At 57.3% G+C, this 24,511-nt stretch carries 21 protein-coding genes; 2 read left to right on the top strand and 19 right to left on the bottom strand.

Annotated elements, in window-relative coordinates:
• Positions 1-113: 113 nt before the first annotated feature.
• The 12 genes from R0125_RS04700 to R0125_RS04645 all read right to left on the bottom strand — a co-directional run bounded on the left by R0125_RS04700 (position 114) and on the right by R0125_RS04645 (position 12,473).
• Positions 114-1,325 (bottom strand): argininosuccinate synthase, encoded by a 1,212-nt coding sequence (locus R0125_RS04700; protein WP_248183854.1) that lies wholly within the window; start codon positions 1,323-1,325, stop codon positions 114-116.
• Between the two features lie 103 nt (positions 1,326-1,428).
• On the bottom strand, positions 1,429-2,187 hold the full coding sequence (locus R0125_RS04695) for a transporter substrate-binding domain-containing protein (protein WP_317237336.1): 759 nt from the start codon (positions 2,185-2,187) through the stop codon (positions 1,429-1,431).
• A gap of 101 nt (positions 2,188-2,288) precedes the next feature.
• Complete coding sequence (gene fliS / locus R0125_RS04690) at positions 2,289-2,687, bottom strand: flagellar export chaperone FliS (protein WP_317237334.1); 399 nt, start codon at positions 2,685-2,687, stop codon at positions 2,289-2,291.
• Between the two features lie 29 nt (positions 2,688-2,716).
• Positions 2,717-4,120 carry a flagellar filament capping protein FliD gene (fliD, locus tag R0125_RS04685; RefSeq protein ID WP_248183850.1) on the bottom strand — a complete coding sequence of 468 codons (1,404 nt, stop codon included), beginning with the start codon at positions 4,118-4,120 and terminating at the stop codon, positions 2,717-2,719.
• A 195-nt stretch (positions 4,121-4,315) separates the two neighbouring features.
• A complete protein-coding gene (locus tag R0125_RS04680; protein ID WP_317237333.1) occupies positions 4,316-4,753 on the bottom strand; it encodes a flagellar protein FlaG in 438 nt (145 codons plus the stop codon).
• Between the two features lie 71 nt (positions 4,754-4,824).
• On the bottom strand, positions 4,825-5,655 hold the full coding sequence (locus R0125_RS04675) for a flagellin domain-containing protein (protein WP_248183847.1): 831 nt from the start codon (positions 5,653-5,655) through the stop codon (positions 4,825-4,827).
• Between the two features lie 152 nt (positions 5,656-5,807).
• The gene (locus tag R0125_RS04670; protein ID WP_248183845.1) at positions 5,808-7,919 is read right to left on the bottom strand and encodes a 6-hydroxymethylpterin diphosphokinase MptE-like protein; all 2,112 of its coding nucleotides are present in this window, start codon (positions 7,917-7,919) and stop codon (positions 5,808-5,810) included.
• Between the two features lie 40 nt (positions 7,920-7,959).
• Positions 7,960-8,772 (bottom strand): methyltransferase domain-containing protein, encoded by an 813-nt coding sequence (locus R0125_RS04665; RefSeq protein WP_317237332.1) that lies wholly within the window; start codon positions 8,770-8,772, stop codon positions 7,960-7,962.
• Positions 8,741-9,700: a hypothetical protein gene (locus R0125_RS04660; RefSeq protein ID WP_317237331.1), complete on the bottom strand. Its 960-nt coding sequence runs from the start codon at positions 9,698-9,700 to the stop codon at positions 8,741-8,743. Before R0125_RS04660 ends, R0125_RS04665 begins: the two co-directional genes overlap by 32 nt.
• Positions 9,697-10,686 (bottom strand): N-acetylneuraminate synthase family protein, encoded by a 990-nt coding sequence (locus R0125_RS04655; RefSeq protein WP_317237330.1) that lies wholly within the window; start codon positions 10,684-10,686, stop codon positions 9,697-9,699. Before R0125_RS04655 ends, R0125_RS04660 begins: the two co-directional genes overlap by 4 nt.
• Before the next feature lies 1 nt (position 10,687).
• Positions 10,688-11,749, bottom strand: a complete 1,062-nt coding sequence (locus R0125_RS04650; RefSeq protein WP_317237329.1) for a hypothetical protein — start codon at positions 11,747-11,749, stop codon at positions 10,688-10,690.
• A complete protein-coding gene (locus R0125_RS04645; RefSeq protein WP_317237328.1) occupies positions 11,739-12,473 on the bottom strand; it encodes a cytidylyltransferase domain-containing protein in 735 nt (244 codons plus the stop codon). The genes R0125_RS04650 and R0125_RS04645 overlap by 11 nt, the downstream gene beginning before the upstream one ends.
• A gap of 388 nt (positions 12,474-12,861) precedes the next feature.
• On the opposite strand from R0125_RS04645, the gene R0125_RS04640 reads away from it, so the two are divergent.
• Both R0125_RS04640 and R0125_RS04635 read left to right on the top strand, forming a co-directional pair.
• On the top strand, positions 12,862-14,028 hold the full coding sequence (locus tag R0125_RS04640) for a flagellin (protein ID WP_317237326.1): 1,167 nt from the start codon (positions 12,862-12,864) through the stop codon (positions 14,026-14,028).
• Between the two features lie 95 nt (positions 14,029-14,123).
• Entirely contained in the window at positions 14,124-16,124 is a 2,001-nt protein-coding gene (locus R0125_RS04635; protein ID WP_317237325.1) for a tetratricopeptide repeat protein, read from the top strand.
• A gap of 7 nt (positions 16,125-16,131) precedes the next feature.
• On the opposite strand, the gene sbcB is transcribed toward R0125_RS04635, so the two are convergent.
• The 7 genes from sbcB to R0125_RS04600 form a co-directional block, all read right to left on the bottom strand.
• The gene (gene sbcB / locus R0125_RS04630) at positions 16,132-17,580 is read right to left on the bottom strand and encodes an exodeoxyribonuclease I (RefSeq protein ID WP_317237324.1); all 1,449 of its coding nucleotides are present in this window, start codon (positions 17,578-17,580) and stop codon (positions 16,132-16,134) included.
• Between the two features lie 56 nt (positions 17,581-17,636).
• Positions 17,637-18,521, bottom strand: coding sequence for a hypothetical protein (locus tag R0125_RS04625; RefSeq protein ID WP_317237323.1), 885 nt, complete (start codon positions 18,519-18,521; stop codon positions 17,637-17,639).
• Between the two features lie 212 nt (positions 18,522-18,733).
• Positions 18,734-19,102: a histone-like nucleoid-structuring protein, MvaT/MvaU family gene (locus tag R0125_RS04620; protein WP_248183067.1), complete on the bottom strand. Its 369-nt coding sequence runs from the start codon at positions 19,100-19,102 to the stop codon at positions 18,734-18,736.
• 144 nt (positions 19,103-19,246) lie between these two features.
• Positions 19,247-20,509, bottom strand: coding sequence for a Vi polysaccharide biosynthesis UDP-N-acetylglucosamine C-6 dehydrogenase TviB (gene tviB / locus R0125_RS04615; RefSeq protein WP_317237322.1), 1,263 nt, complete (start codon positions 20,507-20,509; stop codon positions 19,247-19,249).
• Positions 20,510-20,549: 40 nt separating this feature from the next.
• On the bottom strand, positions 20,550-21,941 hold the full coding sequence (locus R0125_RS04610) for an MBL fold metallo-hydrolase (protein ID WP_317237321.1): 1,392 nt from the start codon (positions 21,939-21,941) through the stop codon (positions 20,550-20,552).
• 78 nt (positions 21,942-22,019) lie between these two features.
• Positions 22,020-23,957, bottom strand: coding sequence for a nucleoside-diphosphate sugar epimerase/dehydratase (locus R0125_RS04605; protein WP_317237320.1), 1,938 nt, complete (start codon positions 23,955-23,957; stop codon positions 22,020-22,022).
• A 2-nt stretch (positions 23,958-23,959) separates the two neighbouring features.
• Positions 23,960-24,511: a sugar transferase gene (locus tag R0125_RS04600; protein ID WP_317237319.1), complete on the bottom strand. Its 552-nt coding sequence runs from the start codon at positions 24,509-24,511 to the stop codon at positions 23,960-23,962.

Genomic DNA, 24,511 nt, shown 5'->3' with positions numbered 1-24,511 from the left:
TTCAAGCCAGCTCACACGAGCTGGCTTTTTTATTGGGCAAACAAAACTCAAGGCAAAAAAACGCCCGGAACGTTCCGGGCGTTTGCAGGCGGTTCTGACAGAACCCGCTCAGATCAGAGCTTGCGGCCTTTGCCAGCGGCAATGCGCAGGCGCAGGGCGTTGAGCTTGATGAAGCCCTCTGCGTCCTTCTGATCGTAGGCACCCTGATCTTCCTCAAAGGTGGCGATCTTCTCGTCAAACAGGGAGTCGTCAGACTTACGTCCCACCACGTCCACATTGCCCTTGTAGAGCTTCAGGCGAACGGTGCCGTTGACGTAATGCTGAGTCTGGTCGATCAACGCCTGCAGCGCTTCCCGCTCCGGCGACCACCAGTAACCGTTGTAGATCACTTCCGCGTAGCGCGGCATGATGCTGTCCTTCAGGTGAGCCACTTCCCGATCCAGAGTGATGGACTCGATGGCACGGTGCCCACGCAGCAGAATGGTGCCACCCGGAGTCTCGTAGCAGCCGCGGGACTTCATGCCCACGTAGCGGTTCTCGACAATATCCAGACGACCGATACCGTTGGCACCGGCAATCTTGTTCAGGGTTTCCAGTACCACGTGAGGCTTCATTTCCTCACCGTCGATGGCGACGACGTCACCCTTGCGGTAGGTCAGCTCCACATACGTGGGCTGGTCCGGCGCGGCTTCCGGAGACACGCTCCAGCGCCACATGTCTTCCTCGGCTTCCGCCCAGGGATCCTCAAGGTTCATGCCCTCATAGGAAATGTGCAGCAGATTGGCATCCATGGAGTACGGGGACTTACCCTTCTTCATTTCTACCGGAATGTTGCGCTCTTCACAGTATTGCAGCAGTTTCTCACGGGAGTTCAGATCCCACTCGCGCCAGGGCGCAATCACCTTGACGCCCGGCTTGAGCGCATAGGCACCCAGCTCGAAGCGCACCTGATCGTTCCCTTTGCCAGTGGCGCCGTGGGAGATCGCGTCTGCACCGGTTTCGTTGGCAATGTCGATCAGACGCTTGGCAATCAGCGGGCGAGCGATGGAGGTACCCAGCAGGTACTCGCCCTCGTAGATGGTGTTGGCACGGAACATCGGGAATACGTAATCCCGCACGAACTCCTCGCGCAGGTCCTCGATGTAGATCTCTTTTACACCCAGTGCTTCCGCTTTGGCACGGGCCGGCTCAACTTCCTCACCCTGGCCGATGTCGGCGGTAAAGGTGACCACCTCACAGTTGTAGGTGTCCTGCAGCCAACGAACAATCACAGACGTATCCAGGCCACCGGAATAAGCCAGCACCACCTTGTTGATATCAGACATACCCTTGCTCCAAATCCTGAAATCGGGGTCAGTAAAATAAGGCGCATATTGTACGGGAGCGCGGGAGTAATGGCTATTGGGCAAAAAGTCGGGAACCCGACGCTTACTCAGCCTGGCCGAAAAAAATGCTTTGCAGCTCGCCACTCTCGGCCATGGCCTCGAGGGCGCGGGTGAACTTATCCGCATGGTCCTCGCTACCGCTTCGGGAGCGACCGCTTCGGGAGCGGTACAGCATGGCCGGCTGGCCCTGCACATGCCGCTGATAGCGGAACTGGCGGAATGTCACATCCCGCGACTCGATGGTTCGGAGAATATTGTGATCGCTGGCAAGGATGGCGGCGACGCGGCCCATCATTAACAACTCCATGGCCTGGCCCACACTGTTGACCGGCACTTTGACAATGTCAGCGTTGTTCTTGAACGCTTCGCCCAGGTAGGTTCCGCGAATGTAGGCCACGCGCTGGTCTGCCAACGATTGGAGGTCCAGCGGGTAATCCGTATCCGCCGCGGCCAGGAGCAACAGGTTAACATTCATAACCTTGTGTACCGGAACCGCTTTTTCATCCAGCTCCGGGCTCTGAAACAGAAAGGTGAAGCCAACATCACCGGCCGTAATTTCGCGGATAACCCGTCGCAGCGGTCGCAGCTCGGCGCGGATCGGAATGCCCGAGATGTCCGACAGGCGATTTGCCAGCCTGATCAGGCTACCGCGCTGTTCCCCGCTCTCGGCTTCATACGCCCAGGGCCAGACATCGGGGATAGAAAAGGTCGCGTAGGTGGGTTCCGCGCGGGCAGAGAAAGTGACTGTGACAAGCAACGCGCCTAAACACCCGGCAACCCACGAGAGCCAATAACGAGACATGTGTAACAGGGCCTTGCTCGAGTTCAGAAACGGATAGAAAGTATAGCTGGCAGGATGGAACAATGGCCCGTATATCGGGCCATTGTTATCGGGAACTAGGCTTAAACGGCCTGCTGCTGGTTGACGACTTCCTCGCGGATGCCGTCCCAGCCTTCCTTGATGGCGCGCAGGAGGTTGGCGACTTCGTCGAGTTTGGACGGATCATTGTGGACATTGGCCTCCCACAACGTGCGTTCCATGTAGTCATAGAGCGCATCCAACCGCTCGGCCAGTTCGCCGCCCTGCTCTTTATCGAGGAAACTGCGAAGGCCGGCCACAATGTCGATCACCTTAACAATCAGCGCGCCCTTGGCCTGATGGTCGTTGGCCTGCATTTTTGCCTTGGCCATATTGATGCGCTCCAGCGCACCGTTGTACAACAGCTGAATCAGCTTGTGCGGATCAGCATCGGTGATGCTGGTCTGGGTATTGATTCTCTGATATTGCTGAAGACCGTTCATGCTATAACCCCTTAACTGTCCTGTTCAGACTAGCGCTCATTGCTCCTGGGCGCCAGCGCTGCCAATTGCTGGCTGACAAAGTCACCCGTGCTGTTCAGTCGTGCAATGAGTGAATCCGCGGCAGAGAACTGGTTGAACAGGCGCTCCTCCAGTGACTGCAACCGCAGCTCCAGGCGATCCCGTTGGTCCTGGATTTTTTCCAGGTCGTCGTTCAGTCCTTCGGTTCTTGCGGCCAGCGCACCATCGCTGGCCAGGAAATTGGTCACCACATTCACCGTGCGCTCAGCGATGCCCTCTACACCATCTTTCTCCGCAAACAGTGAGGTCATGGCCTCCGGAAACGCCTCAAGTTGTTCCGTAAAACGCGCCTGATCAAATTCCAGTTTGCCGGTACTCGGATCCGTCTTGATACCGACATCCGCCAGCATCCGGATCGGGGACTCTTCCAGCCCCGGGGGAATCTCTGTCAGCATTCGGCGCAAGTCACTCTGAATGTTGCGCACCGTGGAGTCACCCGTAAGAACCGCGCCACGACCAGATTCGGCGTCGAAGCCGGAGACTTTCTTGACCACGTCCTGGAACGCGTTGAACTTGTCCACGAAAGCCTGAACATTGCTGGCAACGGCCTCTGCATCCCGCTGGATCGTGACCGCAGAGGTACCCACTGACTTCAGGTCGAATGTGACACCATCAATCACCCCCTCCACCGAGTTGGTGGGCCGGCTGACCGCGATACCGTTAATCTCGAGTTGCGCATCTTTGGCGGCCACTGTTTCTTCAAGATTACTGGCCGTGCCGTTGAACGCGAACTGGCTGAGGCCACCGGCGTCTGTGTTGTTACCATCGCTGTCGGTTACCGATACCTGCACGGCATTCTCAAGGCCGGATTCCTCAGCCGACAATACCAGGCGGAAACCGGAACCGGTGTCTACCACACCCGCGGAGACCCCGGCATTCGCGTCGTTTATGGATGCCGCCAGGCCTTCCAGGGTGTTGTTACTGCCGTCCACGGTGATGTTCGTGGTAACCCCGCCCACATCGAAGGTCAGCGTGCCCGTTCCAACCGTGGTGGTGTCACGATCCGCAAACACGCCGGACGCCAATGATTGAGACTGGGCAAGCTGAGTCACATTCAGACTGTACGAACCGCGGCTGGCACTGAGCGCATCCACCGAAACTCCCGCCACACTCTCGTTGGAGGAGCTGGATGAGAACGCCTTCATGCCCTCGGGGCTGCTGAGCTTTTCCATAGAGGCTCGCATCTCCTCCATGGCACTGCGAATGGCGCCATAGGCAGAAATGCGGGTCTCTGTGCGCTGCTGGCGCTGGTCAAGGCGAAGTTCCGTGGGCCGTCGCTCAGCATTGACCAGCTGGTCGAGCAGGTCGGCACTGAAAATGCCGGAACCCGCGCCTAACGATGTGATTGATGCCATGACCGTGCCTCCTGAAAGGCTGAATTAACCAAGTACCTGTTTATCGGCACCGAGCGGCAAAACTTTGCCCTATCAGACCCTGTTTTTGTAACAGGACGTAAACCCCGGGCGCTCAATGCAGAACACCGCCGGCCCTGTCAGGGGGCGGCGGTGCTGAAATGCCATTATTCAAGCCAAGCTCAAACCGGCAAGGTTTTACACTTTTGCATTGAATAACGTCAGCGGTTCATCCTGCTGCAAGTTTTCTGCCAACCTCAACGCTACCTCGTCAGGGATCTGTCGCACAACTTCTCGGGTTTCCTGATCCACCACACGCACGATGGTCTGGCCGATGTCGTTGTTCACTTCGAACTGCAGATCCCGCTGGACCGTCTGGACATAATCGTTCAGACGGGAGACCGCTTCATCCAATGCTTCCCGCTGCGCCTCGTTCCGACTCTCAAGCCTTTCCGCTTTCGAGGGATCCTGGACACTGATGGATTGGATGGGTACTGGCCGACCAGCAGAGGACACGAACGACTGAGCGGAGGCATTGCTGCCTTCGACCTGAGGTGACGCGGACGCCCGAGCCGGAGCTTGCTCACTGGAGCGGACCAGCTTCAGATCCGGGCTAATAAGGTTCACGTCATTCATAGCTCACCCCGCTATCTTCTAACGGCGAGAAGCTACCCCGGGAGTGGGGTAGCTTTGCCGCGTTGTCCCAATTACTGCAGGAGGGACAGAACCTGGTTCGGCCGGGCGTTCGCCTGTGCCAGTACCGAGATACCAGCCTGCTGCAACACGTTCGCCTTGGAGAGCTTGGCGGTTTCTGCCGCGAAGTCTGCATCCACGATCCGGCTGTTGGATGCGCTCAGGTTCTCGATGTTGGTCGCCAGGTTGTTGATGGTGCTTTCAAACCGGTTCTGCACCGCACCCAGATCGGACCGGAACGAGTTTACGGTGTCCAACGCGGTGTCCAGAGTGTCCAGGGCCGCAGAAGCGCCGCTGGCGGTGCTGATATCGAGGGCAGCCACCGACAGACCCGAGGCAGACATGTCCTGATCGAAAGACACGTCAATGGTCTGGCCGGCGTTGGCGCCCACCTGGAAAGAAACCGCGTTACCACTGTTCAGCTGGCCGTCGAGCACACTCTGGCCGTTGAACTGGGTATCTGTAGAGATACGGGTGATCTCGTCCAGACGCTGTGACACTTCGGCTTGAAGCAGAGCACGGTCTTCGTCGGTGTTGGAACCGTTGGCAGCCTGCACGGCCAGCTCGCGGATCCGCTGCAGGTTACCCACGGTCTCATTCAGGCCGCCCTCGGCCGTTTGCACCATGGAGATTGCGTCGTTAGCGTTACGCTGAGCAACGCTCAAGCCACGAATCTGGGTGTCAAAGCGGGTGGAGATCGCCAGGCCAGCGGCGTCGTCTTTGGCCGAGTTGATGCGCAGGCCAGAGGACAGACGCTGAAGTGCCTGGTCAGACAAACCCTGTGAACGGTTCAGCTGGTTTTGTGCGTTCAGTGATGCGACGTTGGTGTTGATGCCGAGAGCCATAATGCTTCTCCTAAAAACGATTTTGTTTCATTTGAAAGAGGTCTGGCTCCCGTCTCGTTTGTTTGGGGTAGCCGCCCTACTGAGTTGCTTAACGGCGCCCTGTCGACATCCTTTAGGAAAAAAGACGGTTTGTTTGTTACGGATTGTAAGGCCTAGGAACCCCCCTGTTCGTAGAGCTCTGGCTCGGGGAATCGAATACCGGTTCGAGACCAGGGGTTGTCTGCCATCGGGCGGGCATCGGACATCACACGCTGAAAATGATCCGGCAGCGCCTCCAGCAGATCCACCACCTGATCCCGCCATAACCGGATGAACTGGTCGCGCCCTTTGCCATCGTGACACGCCAGCCCATGAGAGAGGCCGACATGCACCAGTCGCAGCACGCCACCCTGCAATACCTGATTCATCGCCAGTTGCGCTCCGGTCACCCCTACGCCGCCCGGTTTGGGCTTTATTCTGGTAATTGATGTCTTCAGCTCATTGGCAAGAAGCGCAAGATCCCGGGCCCCACCCAGCTTGGTTTTCTTCACCAGCCTGGCGAGCGCACCGGTTTCCCGGCGGATTTCCGCCACCAGATCCGGTAGCGCTTCGTCCATGGTGTCGCGGCCCAGGTCTGCCTCTATTGACTGAAAACGCTCATCCAGGCTGGGCAAGTCCGCAGCACTGAGACCCTCAATCCGTTTGACGAAATCCTCCTCCGCGAGCCAGACGGTACCCTCGATCTCGGCACCGTCCGCGCAGTTGAACACCTCCATGGATGACGCCGCGCTTTCCAGGTCCAGCAACAACTGCTCCACGCTGCGTTTGGCGCTGTAATAGTCGCTACGGGTGTAAATCCTGCCGCCCCCCACCCCGGGCACCTCAAAGACGGGGCGCTTCCGCTTTGCCACTTTGGCGCGGAACTGCAAGGCAAAATCGGTGTCCGCCTTATCGCCGTGAATGGAGGTGCTGGCGTGATCCTTATCCTTGCTCTCGAAGCCGTAGTCGGTGCCAAACAGGAACAGCTTGCGGAAGCCCAGGCTGTAGCTGATCGACAAGGCCGCGTTGGTGCAGGTCGGGTTGCACCCGGGGAACCCATCACCGGGAATGCCCAGCAGGGCCGGCACCGCGTTGTCCGATTTGAAGTAGTATCGGGTACGGCCGAACAGCTCGGGCACGTGGGGGTTGATCTCATTCACCGCCAACAGCGGAATATCCTTCAGCGTGTCAGCGCCCAGGTCCGCGTGGATCTCATAGATTGAGTAGCCGGGGTCAAGCTCAACGTGCAGATCCGGCTTTATTCCCGCCATCAGCAGAGGGCGCAGGCCCGTACCCGCACTGACGATCAGAACGCGATCCCGGACCGATTTCAGGCTGTCGATGCGATGGTCAATGGAGGGCCCACTGCCCACCACGACCAGCGGATACTCGCTGGCGGGCAGGTTTTTCTTCTTCAGGTAACAGATGCCCTTGCTGACGTTGAAGGCGGTGTTTCGCAAACGAATCAGCTGATCATCGTAGTTGGACCAGTGGGCCGCAATCGTTGCAACGTCCTTGGACACCTCCATGGCCGCCTCGGCCAGCTCAATGTCCGCCAGGTGATTGTAGTAAGTCGTCATGAAGGGGTAGAACGGCACCGCGCCCTTGAGATGCCGCGCCAGAATGCTCTGGATATTTTCGCTGCCATTGCCAAGACCGATGGCAAAATTGATGGAATGCCCGCGCCGCTTGAACTTCGCGCAGATCGCCGCCCAGTCCACTGTAAACAGGCTGAGAGCGAACTTCTCCGGCTCTCGCTCAACGATGAACGCGCTCACCACCGTGGTTCTCTCCAGCACGGCCTGAATATGAAAGCCCAGACCGCACCCGAGAAAGACAATGGAAGGAAAAAAATTGTTGCCGCGCAGGTACCCTTCAAAGTTCTCGGGGGTAACCGGGCTGGCCTCAAGCAAGTGGCGCACCCTGACTGACGCGAAGCGATCAGCGGGGTATGAAGACGGCCACTCCGGCGCAAAGGTTTTCAGCGGTTTCTCCGGCGGATTCTCCTTGAGAAACTGCAGCGCTTCGTCTTCTGAATATTCCTTCGCCAGCCCCCGGTAACACGACTGACCATCAATCGTCATGTCCAGATCTTTGGCCCCGGGCGTCACCACCAGTTCGGCGCGGGTCAGCATTTGGTTCTCAAGAATCTGATAAATCTTCGGCAAGCTCACTTTGAAGAAGTCCAGGTTCTTTTGTTTGCGCCTCAGATAAACCTGTGCGGCGGTATCCGGGTTGTTGCTCATCTAAACCTCGCCGTGTCTGGCATCGAATTCATTTATCTGTTCAGGGCCGGGGGCCGCGTCGGTACAGCCGGGTCATCATCGAGCCCCAGTAGGCGTGATGCACGTCCGGCAGCGAGCCCTGCACCGCGCGCAACCAGTGATGATCATCCGCGTCCGAGCGATATACAGATTCCCGGTACAGATCCACATGATCGATCAGCACAAAACCCCGTTCGGCCAGCAACTGGTCAACCAGCGCCGAGGTAAAGTGCTGAAAGTGGCTGGGATAATGATGTTGCACCCAGCGGTCCCGATAGAGGTTCGCAACCGTTGACGAGGCATCCGGCGTCGCGGTAATAAAGAAAGCGCCCCCCTCAGCCACCAGGTCGGTCAGGTCCGCTACGATACCCCGAAAATCCAGCAGGTGCTCCAGAACCCCCCTGAGCGTTACCAGCTGCATCGACCCGGGCTCACAAGAGGCCACCGTTTTGCGGTAACCCTTCTCTACTAACTGCTCAACAGCCCCGGGTGACAGATCGTCGCCGTATGCGGCACTGGCCGGCACATTGCCGTCGGAAACCAGCGCATCCAGAAAATAGCCGCCAGAGGCGCCATAATCAAATACCGGCGCAAGGAGTGGGTCACCCAGCCGACCCTCCAGCCAGCGAATCTCCTGGCGGTAAGACACCGCACGAGCAAGATTCTTGGCTTCAGACTTCTGATGATTGTTTTCATGGTACCGGCTGTAATGCTGATCGATCTCTTCCGGTGTCGGTGCCGGCACCGAACAGATGTACAGGCAGTCATTGCAGCGCTGGTATCGCCCGGTCCAGGGCTTAAGGTCAGTGCCCCCGCAAAAACGGCATTGCTTCATGGTGCGCTTCCTTCTTGATCAGTTGATAGATAAGCACTTGCCAGAAGGACTCATCTATTTCCGCCTCCAGGCCACGGCATGCCCGCGCCATCTCTGCCCGCTGGCCGCCATTGTCGCAAACGAAATTGATCGTATTCTCCAGTTCAGCAATGCTGCTGCCGGTTGATCGCCGGGAACAACCGGACAACTCCAGAAAGCGGTATGCCGGGGTAAAATCGGAACGGCTCCGAATAACCGTCGGGATGCCGAGCAACGCGATTTCAATAGCACTCAACCCACCCTGACAGACCACCAGATCACACTCAGAAAACACGTAATACGGAAACGGATCAGCGGGATGGTCGTACAGTTTGTGCTCGAGAAAGTGCGAAAGCGTGGGATGACGGCCCGCCTCATTGGCCATCGTCAGGATTTGATGGCCGGATTGGCCCAAAGCGCGCTCAAGAACCGGGGTAAGACCCTCAACATCCGCGCCGCCCATCGAGATGCCGATCGTCAACGCGCCACTGTTCCGATCATGCGGCCCCACGATGGCTTTCGGGCGATTACAGAGAATGGCAGACAGATCGGTGAGAAAATGACCCGGCACATGCATTCCATTAAGCGCAGGGGCAACCACCAGATCGACCACATCATTGACGTCTGACATATACGACAAGGACGCCACCGCACCTGCCCGCACCTTCAGGCCAAGTTCCTCACGCAACTCCAGGCCATCAACGAACGCAATATCCGCCCGGACCGGGTGCTGGAGAGCAAACGCCTGTTCGAGCTCGGGATTCGCCCAGCCCTCCCTGTTGACGATTTTCAGTTCCACATCGAAGGATGGCGACAGTATGCGCCGCAGAATCAGGCAGCGGGACACATGCCCCCAGCCAACACGGTGGCCGATCTCTGCGATGAGCACCACCTTTGGCCGGTTGATCATTGAAGATGCTCTTTGCAGAGCGGAGTTCGCTTTTCCACGGCTGAATTGAGTGTCTGGCCTACAACGCCCTCAAGCTCTCCAACCGAAAAATCCCGCTCCGGGCGCAAGGGGACAAAATCCTCCGTGCGCAAGACATGCCCGGCAGGAAGGTCCCGGCTGAAGTAAAGACCGCGGCGGGCGCGACGAGCGGTGTATTGTTCAGCATCCGTCGGCTCTGTGCGCACCGTTTCCAGCGCCGGTTTCACGCTGCGAACCATGCGGCAGTATTCGGCCAGCCCGGCCGGCGTGACCGAGTGTTTGGCATCAAGCCCACCGTTGTCCGCGGAAAGCGTAAAATGCTTTTCAAACCATTCCACGCCGAGCGATGCAGCCAGCATGGCTGCACCATAGCCAAGCGAGTGATCCGAATAACCAATCGGAACCTGGTAGCGATTCTGCAACCAGGGGATGGAGCCCAGCATTGACTCATCACACCCGTGGGGGTACGCCGCAACGCAGTGCATCAGCACAATATCGGAGGTATGTCTCATCAGCCGTTCAACGGCCTGATCAATCTGTTCCGTCGTGGACATTCCGGTTGAAATGATCACCGTTCGACCGGAACGGCCAACCGCATCCAGCAACTCCATGTAATTGTTGTCGCCACTGGCGACTTTGACGAACGGCGGGTCGGTTTCGATCAGCTCATCCAGCGAGCGCAGATCAAAGGGGGTTGCTGTCATACACCGATAGCCGGCAAGGCTGGCCGCCCGGTCTGCGGTCTGCCGATACTGCTCATGGGGTATGCGGGAATGACGCCTCAGCCAGCGCACCTCATCGATATCGTAAGTACCGTATTCATACTGACCGTCCGCATAGATTTCCTCATCACGAATCAGCTGGAACTTCACATAATCGGCTCCCGCCTCAAGCGACGATGCCACGCATCGCCACAGCAAGGGCACGGACCCAAAGTGATTCATGGCGGCTTCAGAAATGATCTTCACATTACACCTCCAAAAGCTTCAGAAACCGCCGGATACCCGCTTCCTGCGTCTCCCGCAATTGCTGCCAGCGCGCGGGAGGCTCCACGGAAACAGGAAATGAGTCCAACCGGGACTCAATTTTCCCGAGTGTCGAATCACGATCTTCCACAATGTTGAGATCATACTGACTCATCCCCAGGGCATCGATCAGGCTTTCCGAACGCTCATCGTAGGACAGGTTCAGCGCGGGCCGCCCCAGAGACCAGAGGGGCAGACTGGTATGGACGCGAAAGGAAATAGCCTCGCTGACGCCGTCCAGAATCTGAAAATATTCATAAACGTCGCTCGTGTAGAGAATCTCCCTGCCAAACGACATGGCGTACTCAATATCCCTCTGATCGTTGCATAGCACCATAGCCGGCTTGCCCTGCCTGCGCTCAAGGATTTCGAGGCATTGCTCGGAAAGCGTGTGGACACGAATTTTCTGTGACAAGGGTACGTTCATCTGCTCTGGGTTCCGCACCGCCAGCATCGGGTACCGGGTCTCCGCCGATGGACTCGCTTCGAACTCCGCCGCTGCCAGTTCCGAGATGTACACCGAGGGACAGCCGCCCACCTGATGGTCAGAATGTTGCGTCAGGGAGTCAATGTGCCTTCTGGTCGCCTCATCCCGTGAGAGAACGACATCGGCCCGCTCAAGCAGCGCCCGCAGGTCCGCATCGCTGATGGCATCGGTGCGTCGAACGTAGGACAAATCGGGGCCGTAGATGCGCCCGTAGGAGGAAGAGTAAATCAGCATCGGACGGCGCAACGCCTGCAGTGCAGTCCGGTCTATCGAAATCTCGCCGTTTTCAAACAGGTTACCGCCACCCACAATCACACCGTCTGCGGTCTGATTGATGTCGTACACAATCTGTTTGGTCAGCCCCGCCTTGGAGCCAAAACCTGACGCCGGCACAGTGATAAAATTGATACCGCAACCCGACAGACTGGCCACCATCCGCCGGACCGACTGCTGGATCATGAAATTGCCGATATTGAAGCCCGGACCAAACGGACAGATGTGGTAGATATTAAGTCGCACCAGAGCGCCTCCTGTTATAAGCATAGTTTACACGCTCCACACTTCCGGGGCGGGTTCTCTGAAAATCGGGATCGGTCCAGAGCGCGCGAAAAAATCCGGCATCTGTCGCATCATCAATGGTTAGCCGAACGCCAGGATCAAAGCGGGCCAGATCCAGGTCGCCGGCGGTAACCCCGAACACCGCGCGCGACGGAAGTTGCTGGGTAACCGGTGTTATGTGTTCGAGCTGCTCGGGTGTGGCCTGATCCAGATTGACGGCGTTGATCATGGCCGCCCGGAACATTTCGAGTGACACCCCATAAGGAAAGCTTCGATCAACCAGATTCGTGATGACGTGCACCTGATCATCCATTCCCTGTAACTGCGCCGCCGCAAATTCGATCAGGGGCTGGAGGAGAAGCGGGCTGTCGGCGTTGACACGCCAGAGCCAACACTGGGGGTGGGCAGCCGCAATGGCGGAGAGCCGTTTCAACGGCGCGAAATGATCGGTGACGGCAGCGACGCCCGCCAGCCTGGCCTTGTGGACCAGAGGCTCGTCTACCGCGCGCGACGTCGTTGCGATAATCGGCTCGATGACGCCTGGCACCTGCTCAGCCATCCGCCCCAGTTGAACCAACAGCTCATCAATAACACATTGTCCCCCGAGCAACGGCTCAAGGACCTTACCGGGGAGTCGCCGGGAATCCAGCCTGGCAAAGATGACCGGAATAATCGATGCGCTCACACCCGCCTGCCCCCAACTCGCCTAACCATGCTCAATCGCTCACTTTTTCAGCCCGAATTCGACACAATAACATGTTAAAGATACAGGTTTTATGCAAGAGGAAATTGGTAGCCCTCTGTAAACGAAACCGCCCAGCGGGGCATTCAGTCTGAACCGGGCGGGCGGCAAGTCGCTGCCGCCAAGCGCCGTCAGCAATGTGGCAGCAAACCGCCAACCTCTTTTGGTGCCATCTTAAAAAAGCCTAAAAATCATCAGGCTGGACCGCTAATAAGATATTGGCATGAACTTCGCTTTGTCTCCCGTAAATCGGCAACACAACGAATAATGGCCGGCAGGGGCACAACGCAACAGGGTCCTCTAACCGGCACTTCTGTCCAGGAGACACACCATGCCTCAGATCATTAATACCAACATCGCGTCGCTGAATGCCCAGCGTAACCTGAATGCGTCACAAACCGATGCCAACACGGCTCTGCAACGTCTGTCCTCCGGCCTGAGAATCAACTCAGCCAAAGACGACGCTGCCGGCCTGGCCATCTCAGAGCGTTTTCAATCCCAGATCACTGGCCTGAACATGGCTCAGCGTAACGCCAACGACGGCATCTCTCTGGCACAGACCGCAGAAGGCGCGCTGGACGAAATCACCGCCAACCTGCAACGTATCCGCGAACTGGCGGTGCAGTCCGCCAACGGTTCCAACAGCAACTCCGACCGTGAGGCACTGAATCAGGAAGTGCAGCAGCGGGTGGCCGAGATCAACCGCATTGCCGGCCAGACCTCCTTCAATGGCCTGCGCGTGCTGGACGGCTCCCTGCCGACACAGACCTTCCAGGTGGGCGCCAACACCGGCGAAACCATTCAGGTTAACGGCCTTGATGCCCGCGGCAGCCAGCTCGGCTCCGTCATCGGCGACACGTCCGGCCTATTAAACGCCGACGTAAGCGGCCTGACTGTGGCTGAGCGCTTCGAGAATGGCGAAACCGTCGATTTCACCGTGGACCTGCCGCTGCTGGACGGGTCAGGCACCACCACCCTGAACATTACAGATGCCAGCTCACTGCAGGACATCCTCGGTCAGGTGAACGCACAAACACCCCAGACCGGCATTACCGCCTACCTGAACAAGAACAACGACGAGATCATTTTCTCCTCGGCGTTCGATCAGCCCTTTACGGTCGATGTTACCGTCGCCAGTGGGACGACCTTCTCGGTCGCCACGACAGTGCCGGATGACCTGGTCACCGTGAATAACACGGATGTCTCTACTCAGGCTGGCGCCGACCTGGCCATGATTTCCCTGGACTATGCCATCGAACAGATCAACGGTCTGCGGGCCGAGCTGGGTGCGGTCCAGAACCGTTTCGAGTCCACCATTGCCAATCTGAGTACCACGTCCGAAAACCTCTCGGCTTCCAACAGCCGGATACGGGACGCTGACTTCGCCAAGGAATCGGCGGAGCTGGCCCGGACCCAGGTACTGCAACAGGCCGGTCTCTCGGTTCTGGCCCAGGCCAATGCCCGACCGCAGCAGGTGCTGCAGTTGCTGCAGGGTTAATAAGAAAGACAGGCTGATGTCGGATTATGCCTCAGGCTAATCCGACCTACTTTCAAGATCGGAATACTGCTGCGGCAGGTTGTACGAGGTGTCCCATGCAAGCACAGCATCACATTCAGGCTTCAGAATCCCCACAGGCGCACGTGGCGCGGCTGGTGTTGCAGGCGAACCTGGCTTATGGCGAGTCCAACAACGGGACAGCCTCGTTTGTTCAGCGTCTCAAGGCGAGACATGAATGCCGCAGCTACCTCGATGAAGCGCTGGCACAGGAGCCGGACCACGCCGCTGCACTGGGGCTGCTCGGGCGGGTAGAACTGGATGATGGCCAGCTTGAGAAAGCCCACACCCTGTTCAATGCCAGCCTGAACCTGCAACCGGGCCAGGCGCAGCAATACGCCAACCTCGGTTACTGGGCGATGAAGAGTGAGCGCCCGGCACTGGCGGAGCAGTATTTCCTGCAAGCCCTGGAATTCGACCGGCAATCGGCCGCCTCGTTCTGCGGAGTAGCCCACGCCAAGCGGCTTCAGGGGCAGTTTGATGTGGCGTATCTGCACTATCGCAAACTGCTGGAGAGCGGTGCCCACTGGGATTCCGTCTACAGCGGCATGGTCACCTGCGCGACGCACCTGGACATTACCAAGGCCGACGCCGCCCTGGCACAGGATGCCATCGCCCTGCTGAACAAGAGCGGCCTGCCCCACCAGGAACTGGGCCGCTTCGTGGCGGCGATCATTCGCCAGCAATATGACCTGGACAACCCGCAGGCGCAGATCTTTCTGGATGCTGCCAGCGAGGACGAACTGTTGATTCTGGCGCTGGAGAAAACCCTGATGCCCGACCCGGCGGTGGAAGAACTGGCCGCTATGCTTCGCCGCGCGGTCATTGCGGAAGTGGCGCACACAGCAGAACTGCGGGAAAGCCTGCAGCCGCTGACCCTGGCGCTGGCCCGCTACGCCGACCGCACCGGCTATGCGCTGTGTGCCGACGAAGACGAAGAGCGCCTTGTCGACACCCTCAACAACAGCCTCTGCGCCCAGATCGCCATGGGCGAATCCCAGGACGCCATGACCGCCTCACTGATACTCAGCGCCCTATACGGCGCCCTCTTTCACCAAACGTTCGCCGTTCACCTGGGCCAATGGAATCTGGTGGACTGGCCGCTGGCCATGCAGCCGGTGCTGGCGGCGAGTTATTACGAGCGCGCCACCGAAGAAGCCATCAAACAGAATTTTGACGAAAAAGCCGACGAGCTGTGCCTGGACAAGGCGGACGTCCCCCAGGCCTGGCCGAGCTGGTCACAACTGGCCTATCACGTCGGGAGCAGCCTGAAAACGCTGATGGCAGAGGAATTACAGCTGCCCACAGACAGCCTTCCGGCCACCCTGCGCATTCTGGTGTGCGGTGCGGAATCCGGCCAGCGAGCGATGGAACTGGCCCACTACCTGGATGATGTGGAAGTGATTGCGGTTGACGAGTCCCTGGCCAACATTGCCAAGGCTACTCGCATGGCGGACGACATGGGCATGGACAACATCGTGTTCTGGCCCTGGTCGATTGCTCAGCGCTTCGTTGCCGATGGGCACAAAGTGCATTGGGTAGAGGTGGGTCGCTTGCCGTCCACCGCCATGACCGACGTATCTCTGGCTGCGCTGGTGAGCTCCGCGACCCAGAACGGCGCCGTGGTGCATATGCACACCGCCGTTGCCGAGCAAACCGAAGGCGACCGACAGATTCGCAAACTGATCAGCCACCACAAGCTGCAACCCACGCGCACAGCGCTCCGCCAGCTCAGGCGCATGGTGCTGACCAACAAGCACGACAACCATTGGCAAAGCCTGCTCAACGAAGCGGACTTCTACTCCCTCGGCGGCTGCCGCGACCGCTGGTTCCGCCCCCAGGACGTCCACCAGTTGCAAGAGCTGATGGCACTGGTCAGCAACGAAGTGGAGTGGAAACTGGTCAAGGCGCGAGACACCGACGGCCACACCCTGGCGACCGCACCGGTACAGAAGCAGGTGCAGGCCGAAGCGCTGGGCAGTGAGGTTCAGAGCCTGATGGGACAGGGGCTGAGTGTGTACTTCGCCAAGCGGCGGTGATTGGGCGTCACATATAAGGAATCAACGATTCCCCATACAAATGCAGATCCTCCAGGATCTGCATTTTCTCAGGCGCTAACGTCGGGTCCGCCGCCAGCCGCTGCAGCTCCTTCCCATACGCCTCCAGCGACCACCACCCCTTCTTCGGCTGCATCAAACGCTGGCTGCGAAACGTCTCCCAGCGTTCCATTTCCTCACCAATCAGGCTCCCCGGGTAATTGCGGGCACGGTAGCGAAACAGCAATTCCTGCAATCGCTCGTCCTCAAAGCGGACATCCAGTTCCCCCAGAGTCTCCACCGGTTGCTGAATCACCCAGTTGAGCTTTTCCCGATCGGTTTTGCTGATAAAGCCCCCGGCGTAGAGTTGCTCATCCGGATCGCTCAGATCACTGCCCTCGAACTCCCGGTCAAACGCCTGGGCAATCCGCGCGGGCAGATCCGTGGCCTTGCGCAACAGGGCGAGATTGGCGCGCAGCTGGTCACCGTCCAGCGCCAGCTCGCCCAGCCGCTCCGGTGACAAGGTAGACAACATGTTCGCCGGCGCCAGCACCGGGCACTTGTTCAACTGCACGCCCTTCAGGGGAAACCGGCTGACGCCCTCCCCCAGTTCCGCCTGGGAAGTGAATACCCGCTGACGAATCTCGTCAACACCGGCGTGAATCAGCGCACTGGGGTCTTCCCGCAGATCGTAAACGATCACCAGGTTCTTGTTGGTCGGGTGCTCGGCCACCGGAGCCACCAATGCACAGCAGCCTCTGGATGCCGGGTACTTGGCCGACACATGGAAGACCGGCTTCAGGGTAGCGGTATCCAGCATGGCGCGGGCGGAGTGCTTGTCTTTGTTGTTCAACACAAAATCGAACAGCTTGGGCTGCTTTTCCTTGATCAGCCTGGCCACGGCAATGGTGGCTTCCACATCCGACATGGCATCGTGGGCGGCCTCGTGAGCAATGCCGTTGGCAACGGTCAGTTCCTCAAGGCGAAAGCTTGGGCTGCCATCTTCCTTGCGGGGCCACTCGATCCCCTCCGGGCGCAATGCGTAGGTCAGCCGCACCATATCAATAATGTCCCAGCGGGAATTGCCGTTCTGCCATTCCCGGGCGTAGGGATCGCGGAGATTGCGGTACAGGGTGTGGCGGCTTACTTCGTCATCGAACCGCAGGCTGTTGTAGCCCACCACGCAGGTGCCTGGCTGACTGAAGGCCTCGTTGATCTGGGCAATAAACTCCGCCTCCGGGAAGCCGTCCTGAAGGGCTTTCTGAGGCGTGATACCGGTAATCAGGCAGGCTTCCGGAGAGGGCAGGTAATCGTCCGCAGGTTTGCAGTAAATCACCAGCGGGTCTTCGATGATGTTCAGATCCGCATCGGTCCGCACGCCGGCAAACTGCGAAGGCCGGTCATGAACCGGGTCCACGCCGAAGGTTTCATAATCGTGCCAGTAAAAAGAGCGGATCACCGGGAAGACTCCTGCGTCAGGTTATAAACCAAACGCAGTGTAGTGGAATACGCCCATCAAAACATCCCGTTACCGCGGTCGATGTAATGGGTCTGCTCCCGCGGAATACCGTTCTGAAACACCGTTTCGGCATTCAGTGTCATGCTGGTGGGCAGGTTGAGAAACACCCCTTTCGCGGCCTCTATCACGTTGCCGCCCTCCGGGCTCTGCCAGCTCACACCCTCGCGCTGAAACGAGAGAAAGAAGTCGTTGGTGAATTTGGCGGGCGCGCCCTCTACGTCCGGGGCATCGCCAATGTCCAGGGTACGCAGGTAGCTCAGCGGTGCGCAGTTGCCTCCACCGCTTACGCTGCAATCGGTTGCCTCACCGGCGATCCCGAAATGACTGGCGCGGAAATGGGTGGCATTGGTGTTGGCATCAAACAGCGTGACCGGTGCGGTGGTGCCGTCCGCCTGCTCGATCTGCAACCCAATGTTGCCACTGAAGGATTCCATGTCCGAAGAGAAAGTGCCGCGGGCCTCGCGGAAGCCCATGCGGAAGCCGGCCAGTTGGTTGTCCACCTCCGCCAGCTCAATGTACGGCTTCAGCCCCACAAATGGCACTGTGTCGCCAGCGCGGTAGGTCTGGCCGTCAATGCGCTGAACGCCGTCTTCGCGGGCAATGTGGCCCAACGCCACGTCTGCTGCCAGGAAATCGGCGCCACCGTCTATGCTGCCCAGCGTCATGCTGTCGGCATTCACACGGGTTTCCGCATCCATGGTGAGTGACATGCGGGTGAACTGATGCACGCCGTCCGTCAGGTTTTCGATGGCCATGAAGCCCTGCCCCTGCACTTCGCTCATCTCCTGTTCGGAAATGGGTTCCAGCTCAGCCTGGGCAACGGGCGCAATACCCAGGCAAGCCAGTGCAAGAACAGCGTGTCCGTACGCGTTCTTTGTCATCGTTTTGCGTCTCTGAATCGTGTTTCGGCCTTAATTGTAATGTTATGTAGTCGATTGGCCGTGGAAGCAGTATAGCCCAGGCGTTGAAGCCAATAGAGTGAGCGCTGTCACACGCAGAGATGACAATGCGTTAAGGAAAGGGGGAGTATGAGTTGTGTCACAGATGGGGGGGGAGCGGCTGCGCCCTCTCAGGAGAGAGGGCGCGAACGGAATCAGTCCTGCTGCCAGCTCTGCACAGCATCTTTTCCGTGCTTCTCACGCCACTCGTTCAGCGTCTTGTGATTGCCACCACGGGTCTTGACCACTTCACCGGTGTGCGGGTTCTTGTAGGTCTTCAGGGGGCGCTTGGCACGGGTGCCAGCCGGCGCATCCGCTTTGCCGCCGGCAATGGCGGGGTCAATCGCACCAAGAATCTGCAGCACGTCTTTCGGCGACTTGTTGTACTCTTTCATCAACGCGCGAACTTTGTTCTCGAATTCCAACTCACCTTTGAGAGCCTGATCCTGCTCCAGCTGCGCCAATTCTGCAGAAAGCTTTTCCATAAGCTGTTTCTTCTGGTAGTAATCGTTAATCTTTGCCATGAATAAAAACCCTTATGATGTATGACCAAAAATCACCGCAAATAATAGGTTAAATACGCCATCAAGGCAAAGCACTTTATTTACTGATCAGTAATAAAAAAACCAGCCATAGGCTGGTTTAAATAATGATGAACTGAAAACATATTACAATCGTAAGTCGGCTTCGCCTAATGGCAGCACACCTTTCAGGTCAAACAATACACCGTTATCTTTCAAAAATGCGCGCAGTTCGTGTGAGGAAAGTGCGGCGTACTCCCGATGGGGCACGGCCAACATAACGGCATCATATTCACCTTGATGTGGGTTATCCAATAATTCGATGCCGTATTCGTGGCGGGCTTCTTCGTTGTCTGCCCAGCAATCGGTGATGTCGACGGTGCAGCCAAAATCCTGCAATTCGTTAACCACATCAATAACGCGGGTATTTCGTAAATCCGGACAGTTTTCCTTGAAGGCAAAGCCCATCACCAACACGCGGGCCCTGGCAATCGTATGCCCGGCCTTGATCATGGCCTTGACCAGTTCGGCGGCCGCATAGGGCCCCATGTTGTCGTTTACCCGGCGACCGGCCAGGATAATCTCAGGATGATAGCCAGTAGCCTGCGCTTTATGGGTGAGATAATACGGATCCACACCGATACAATGGCCGCCGACCAAACCCGGCTTGAACGGCAGGAAGTTCCATTTGGTTCCCGCCGCGGCCAGCACCTCATGGGTATCAATCTTCAAACGAGAAAAGATCATCGACAGCTCGTTGATTAACGCAATGTTCAGATCCCGCTGGGTGTTTTCAATGACTTTCGCGGCTTCGGCGACTTTGATAGAGCTCGCTTTATGGGTACCTGCGGTAATTATATCGGCATAAAGCGCATCCACTTCCTCCGCGATTTCCGGCGTGGAGCCTGAGGTCACCTTCATAATAGTAGTGACGCGATGCTCTTTGTCGCCGGGATTGATGCGCTCGGGGCTATAACCTGCATAAAAGTCCTGATTGAACGTCAGGCCCGAGACTTTCTCCAACACAGGAACACAGACTTCTTCGGTTGCCCCCGGATACACCGTCGATTCATAGATCACAATATCGCCGGCTTTAAGCACTTTGCCCACGCTCTCGCTGGCCTTGAGCAGCGGAGTAAGATCGGGCGATTTGAATTCATCGATCGGCGTTGGGACGGTCACGATATAAATCTGACAGTCGCGAATGCCATCCACGGAGTCCGTAAATGACAACCCAGAAGAGGCTGCCAACTCCTCTGAGGAAACCTCACGGGTGAAATCTACGCCGTCCCTCAAATCAGCAATGCGCTTTGAGTTGACATCAAAGCCAACGATCTCCCGCTTTTCACCAAACGCAGCAGCCAAAGGCAAGCCGACGTAACCCAGGCCGACAACGGCTATCTTCTTCATAGACAGTCAATCCTTTTTATAAGAGCGTTACCCGAGGCACTCACGGAATCATTATCCCTGTGTGACCCAAGTCATGAAACCTGTATTTCAGTGCACGCTTGGCGCCGGGATCACCATGCACAATTCGAATCTCGGACGGCGCCTGCGCGATACCCTCAACAAACCGAATCAGATCGGACTGCCCGGCGTGGGCTGAATACCCTCCCACCTTGTGAACCTGCGCCCGAATCTCGTAACGCTCGCCGTCAAGTTCCACCCAACCGCCTTGAGGGCCATAAGTAAGGATATCTCGTCCCGGAGTGCCCGCAGCCTGGTAGCCCACAAAAAGCACATCGTTGCGACTGTCCCCGAGCATCGTTTTCAGGTAATTGACTACCCGGCCCCCGGCGCACATCCCAGAGCCCGCGAGCACGACGCAGGGCCTATTGGTTCTGGCAAGATAATCAACTGCTTCGAGATGGTCACGGTGATCGCCTATGACCGTGAGTTGCTCGAAAGACAACGGATGGCGTCCGTCACGAACCAATTCCGTTGCCTCATCATCCCAGAAAGGCCGAAGGCGATCGTAAATGCGGGTAAACTCGGCCGCCAGTGGTGAATCGACAACGATTTCAAGATCGTTCCAGGTGAGCTTCGGGTCACTGACCGGCGTGTCGCCAAACTCCGCAATCAGGCTTTCAATTTCATACAACAGTTCCTGGGTGCGTCCAATACTGAACGCGGGCACCAGTACCGTGCCGCCATCTTCCAGTGCATGCTCCAGAACCGCTTTCAAACGATAGCGCCGGGTTTCCCGATCCTCGTGGTCCCTGTCACCGTAGGTGCTCTCAATAACGAGACGGTCCGCTTTTTCCGGCGACTGCGGCTCCGGCAACAGCGGCGCGTGCGGTGCGCCCAGGTCTCCACTGAACACAACACGCTCTTGCGTCCCACCGATGCGGGCATCGCATTCCACATACGCTGAACCCAGAATGTGGCCCGCTCGCTGCAACCTCACCTGCAGCGAACCATCACTCTCATCGAAAACAGAGTGCCATTGCTCATAAGGCAGCGGCACGATTCGAGAGCGAATCAAACCCAATACCCGCTCAATCAGGGACCGATCTCGTGTAAAGCCGATCTTCAGTGCATCTTCGAGGATTTCCGGAAGCATGATGGCCGAAGGCTCAGAGCAGATGATCGGTCCGTCAAACCCGGCGGAGAGCAAATAGGGGATGCGACCAACGTGGTCGATATGAACGTGGGTAACAATCAAGGCGCGAATGTCGTCGATCGGGAAATCAATCGTCAGGCTGTTAGCATCTGCGCCCAAGCTCTGATCATTGCCCTGGAATAAGCCGCAGTCAATCAGAACGGCAGCGCTACCAACATTGAGTTGATGACAGGAACCGGTGACGCCGTTGGTGGCGCCGTGGTGTTGGATGTCAATCATGAAAACGTCCGTGTTTCAGAAAATGAGTGCTTTTCCAGACACTCCGGTAGGTCAGGTATAGCAATAACGCGACCAAACCTAAATGGGAAGCCGCCGCACATTACCTTCGTTTGTCTCATCCCGTGGCGCTTCGATACCAGCGCGCCAAACCAGATCCGCTACATCACTGTTCGGTGCGTACCCTGTGGGAGCATCCTTCAGAATCTCTGTTACCGCACGGCAGTCAAAATTCTGACTGGCGCGTCTCAGCTTATCCAGCGTCGTCTCGACGCTTACCCACGGCATCGACGCCTCTCGCGCCATCATAATCCTGGGGTGCGCGGTGCCTTGCGGATCATCTCCAACCAGAAGCTCCTCATAAAGCTTCTCTCCCGGACGCAACCCCGTGAATACTATCTCAATATCCCCGTCAGGCTCTCCTGTGGTCCTTTCATCCAGTCCCATCAGATGAATCATCTTTCGCGCAAGGTCAGCAATTTTAACGGGTTCGCCCATATCGAGCACAAACACTTCACCGCCACTGCCCATGCTTCCAGCTTGCAACACAAGCTGACTGGCCTCTGGAATCGTCATGAAGTAACGAATGATATCGGGATGAGTGACGGTAACCGGCCCGCCATCACGAATCTGATCACGGAACAGAGGAACCACGGATCCTGACGACCCCAAAACGTTCCCGAAACGCACCATGGAAAACACGGTATCACTCTGGCGTTGCGCCAAACCTTGTAAAACAAGTTCCGCCAGACGTTTGCTCGCCCCCATCACATTGGTAGGTCGAACTGCCTTGTCTGTTGAAATCAGAACAAATCGCTCCACACCGGTCGCCAGTGCGGCTTCCGCTGCGTGCCAAGTGCCGAACACATTGTTCTGTACACCTTCAATGACATTCTGTTCAACTAGTGGCACGTGTTTATAAGCCGCTGCGTGGTATAAGGTCTGAATACCGAATGCCCTCATGACCACCTCACAACGGCGACGGTGAGTTGCGCTGCCCAACACAGGATGGAGCATAACGCCCAGCCCCTCAATCTGGTTGATTGATTGCAGCTCTCTCTCGATGGCATAAAGGGAGAACTCGGACTGCTCAAACAATACCAGCGCCCGGGGTTTGTAGCGCAAAATCTGGCGGCAAAGCTCTGAACCGATAGATCCACCTGCGCCGGTCACCATCACGGCTTTCTGATAAAGACTATCGGCAACCATTGCCGTATCCGGGCGCACAGGATCACGCCCAAGCAAATCCGCGATATCCAGGTCCCGAATATCGTTGATCCTCGCCTGACCCGCCACCAATTCGGACATGGAAGGCACGGTCTGAACGGGAATGGTCAAGGGTTCCAGGCGTTTAAGCAGATCTTTCCGATCTACCGTCGATTCAGCGTCCAACGCTAACAGTATCCGTCGCACACCGTGCTTCTGAGCGTGCTTGGCAATATGTTCGATACTGGCAACCGGCAAGCCATTAATCATGGCTTTGTGGTTAGAGCGCAGAAGCGACACGAACATTACCGGACGGTACTCAGTGCCTTGCTGCAGGGCGGACGCCAGCTGCATGCCCGTTTCCCCCGTGCCAACAATAGCCACCGCTTCTTTGGCACGCTGACGGGGGTGGTTGACAATGATGCGGACACCGAGCCGAGTGCCGCTGACGAAAAGAAAAGCCAACGCGCCATAAATAACCGGCACCGAACGTGGTATGAAGGCCTGTAGCAGGTAGCCCAACACCATCAGCGACAGGCTGGACAGGATCACTCCGTAAATAATGGTCAGAAAAGCTTTGTCACCGAGAAACCGGATGACAGCCCTATAGAGACCCAGCCTAATGAACACCGCTATCGTGAATATAACTGTTATCGACGCTGCAATCACCTGATCCTGGTTTGGCACCCAAAGATGTTGCTCTAATCTCAGCGCAAAAGCGGCCCAAATTGAAAGAAAAAGCATGACCACGTCTGATGCGACAGAGATAACCCGCTTCTGGTATCTAGGTAGGTTCAAAAACGTTGTGATCACTTTCAGTCCCTTAAACGATCGCCGGCACCCTTTCCCAGCACCGTCAAAGCAATGTACCTGAAATACTGGAGGATGTTCAGTTTCACCAACATCGCCTTATCAGTTTCAGCCAGCAAACGTGGCGTAGACATGTCTATATCATTAATTTGCGCTAAGCCGGTAATACCAGGGCGGGCATCGAGCACCCCGCGCGAATCACGCTCTGCAATTAGCTCATGTTGGCTAAATAGGCAGGGCCTCGGCCCAACTAAACTCATTTCGCCCTTGAAAACGTTCCATAGTTGGGGCAACTCATCCAACTTGGTGCGGCGGAGAAACCGACCAAACCGCGTCACAGAGGCGCTGCTAGCGAGGTGGCTCGCCACAGAAGCGGTGTCAACTGCCATCGTACGGAACTTTATCAACGTGAAAGGCTTTTTCCAGCGACCTACCCGTTCCTGACGGAAAATTGGTGATCCTGTGTCGAGAAAAGCTATCCCGTAGATCACAACCAATACTGGTGTCGTCAATATGAGCCCAATCAGCGATAACAGAACATCGCATGCACGAATCAC

Source organism: Marinobacter sp. M-5, from assembly GCF_032911545.1.
In the GTDB taxonomy this organism is placed as follows: domain Bacteria; phylum Pseudomonadota; class Gammaproteobacteria; order Pseudomonadales; family Oleiphilaceae; genus Marinobacter; species Marinobacter goseongensis.
The sequence above is the reverse complement of the archived record's forward strand: the minus strand, read 5'-3'. Positions and strand labels throughout refer to the sequence as shown.

Bases quoted from the DNA above. Each gene is read 5' to 3' on its own strand.
- R0125_RS04700 (WP_248183854.1), bottom strand. From the start codon at position 1,325: ATGTCTGATATCAACAAGGTGGTGCTGGCTTATTCCGGTGGCCTGGAT.
- R0125_RS04695 (WP_317237336.1), bottom strand. From the start codon at position 2,187: ATGTCTCGTTATTGGCTCTCGTGGGTTGCCGGGTGTTTAGGCGCGTTG.
- fliS (WP_317237334.1), bottom strand. From the start codon at position 2,687: ATGAACGGTCTTCAGCAATATCAGAGAATCAATACCCAGACCAGCATC.
- fliD (WP_248183850.1), bottom strand. From the start codon at position 4,120: ATGGCATCAATCACATCGTTAGGCGCGGGTTCCGGCATTTTCAGTGCC.
- R0125_RS04680 (WP_317237333.1), bottom strand. From the start codon at position 4,753: ATGAATGACGTGAACCTTATTAGCCCGGATCTGAAGCTGGTCCGCTCC.
- R0125_RS04675 (WP_248183847.1), bottom strand. From the start codon at position 5,655: ATGGCTCTCGGCATCAACACCAACGTCGCATCACTGAACGCACAAAAC.
- R0125_RS04670 (WP_248183845.1), bottom strand. From the start codon at position 7,919: ATGAGCAACAACCCGGATACCGCCGCACAGGTTTATCTGAGGCGCAAA.
- R0125_RS04665 (WP_317237332.1), bottom strand. From the start codon at position 8,772: ATGAAGCAATGCCGTTTTTGCGGGGGCACTGACCTTAAGCCCTGGACC.
- R0125_RS04660 (WP_317237331.1), bottom strand. From the start codon at position 9,700: ATGATCAACCGGCCAAAGGTGGTGCTCATCGCAGAGATCGGCCACCGT.
- R0125_RS04640 (WP_317237326.1), top strand. From the start codon at position 12,862: ATGCCTCAGATCATTAATACCAACATCGCGTCGCTGAATGCCCAGCGT.
- R0125_RS04635 (WP_317237325.1), top strand. From the start codon at position 14,124: ATGCAAGCACAGCATCACATTCAGGCTTCAGAATCCCCACAGGCGCAC.
- R0125_RS04625 (WP_317237323.1), bottom strand. From the start codon at position 18,521: ATGACAAAGAACGCGTACGGACACGCTGTTCTTGCACTGGCTTGCCTG.
- R0125_RS04620 (WP_248183067.1), bottom strand. From the start codon at position 19,102: ATGGCAAAGATTAACGATTACTACCAGAAGAAACAGCTTATGGAAAAG.
- tviB (WP_317237322.1), bottom strand. From the start codon at position 20,509: ATGAAGAAGATAGCCGTTGTCGGCCTGGGTTACGTCGGCTTGCCTTTG.
- R0125_RS04610 (WP_317237321.1), bottom strand. From the start codon at position 21,941: ATGATTGACATCCAACACCACGGCGCCACCAACGGCGTCACCGGTTCC.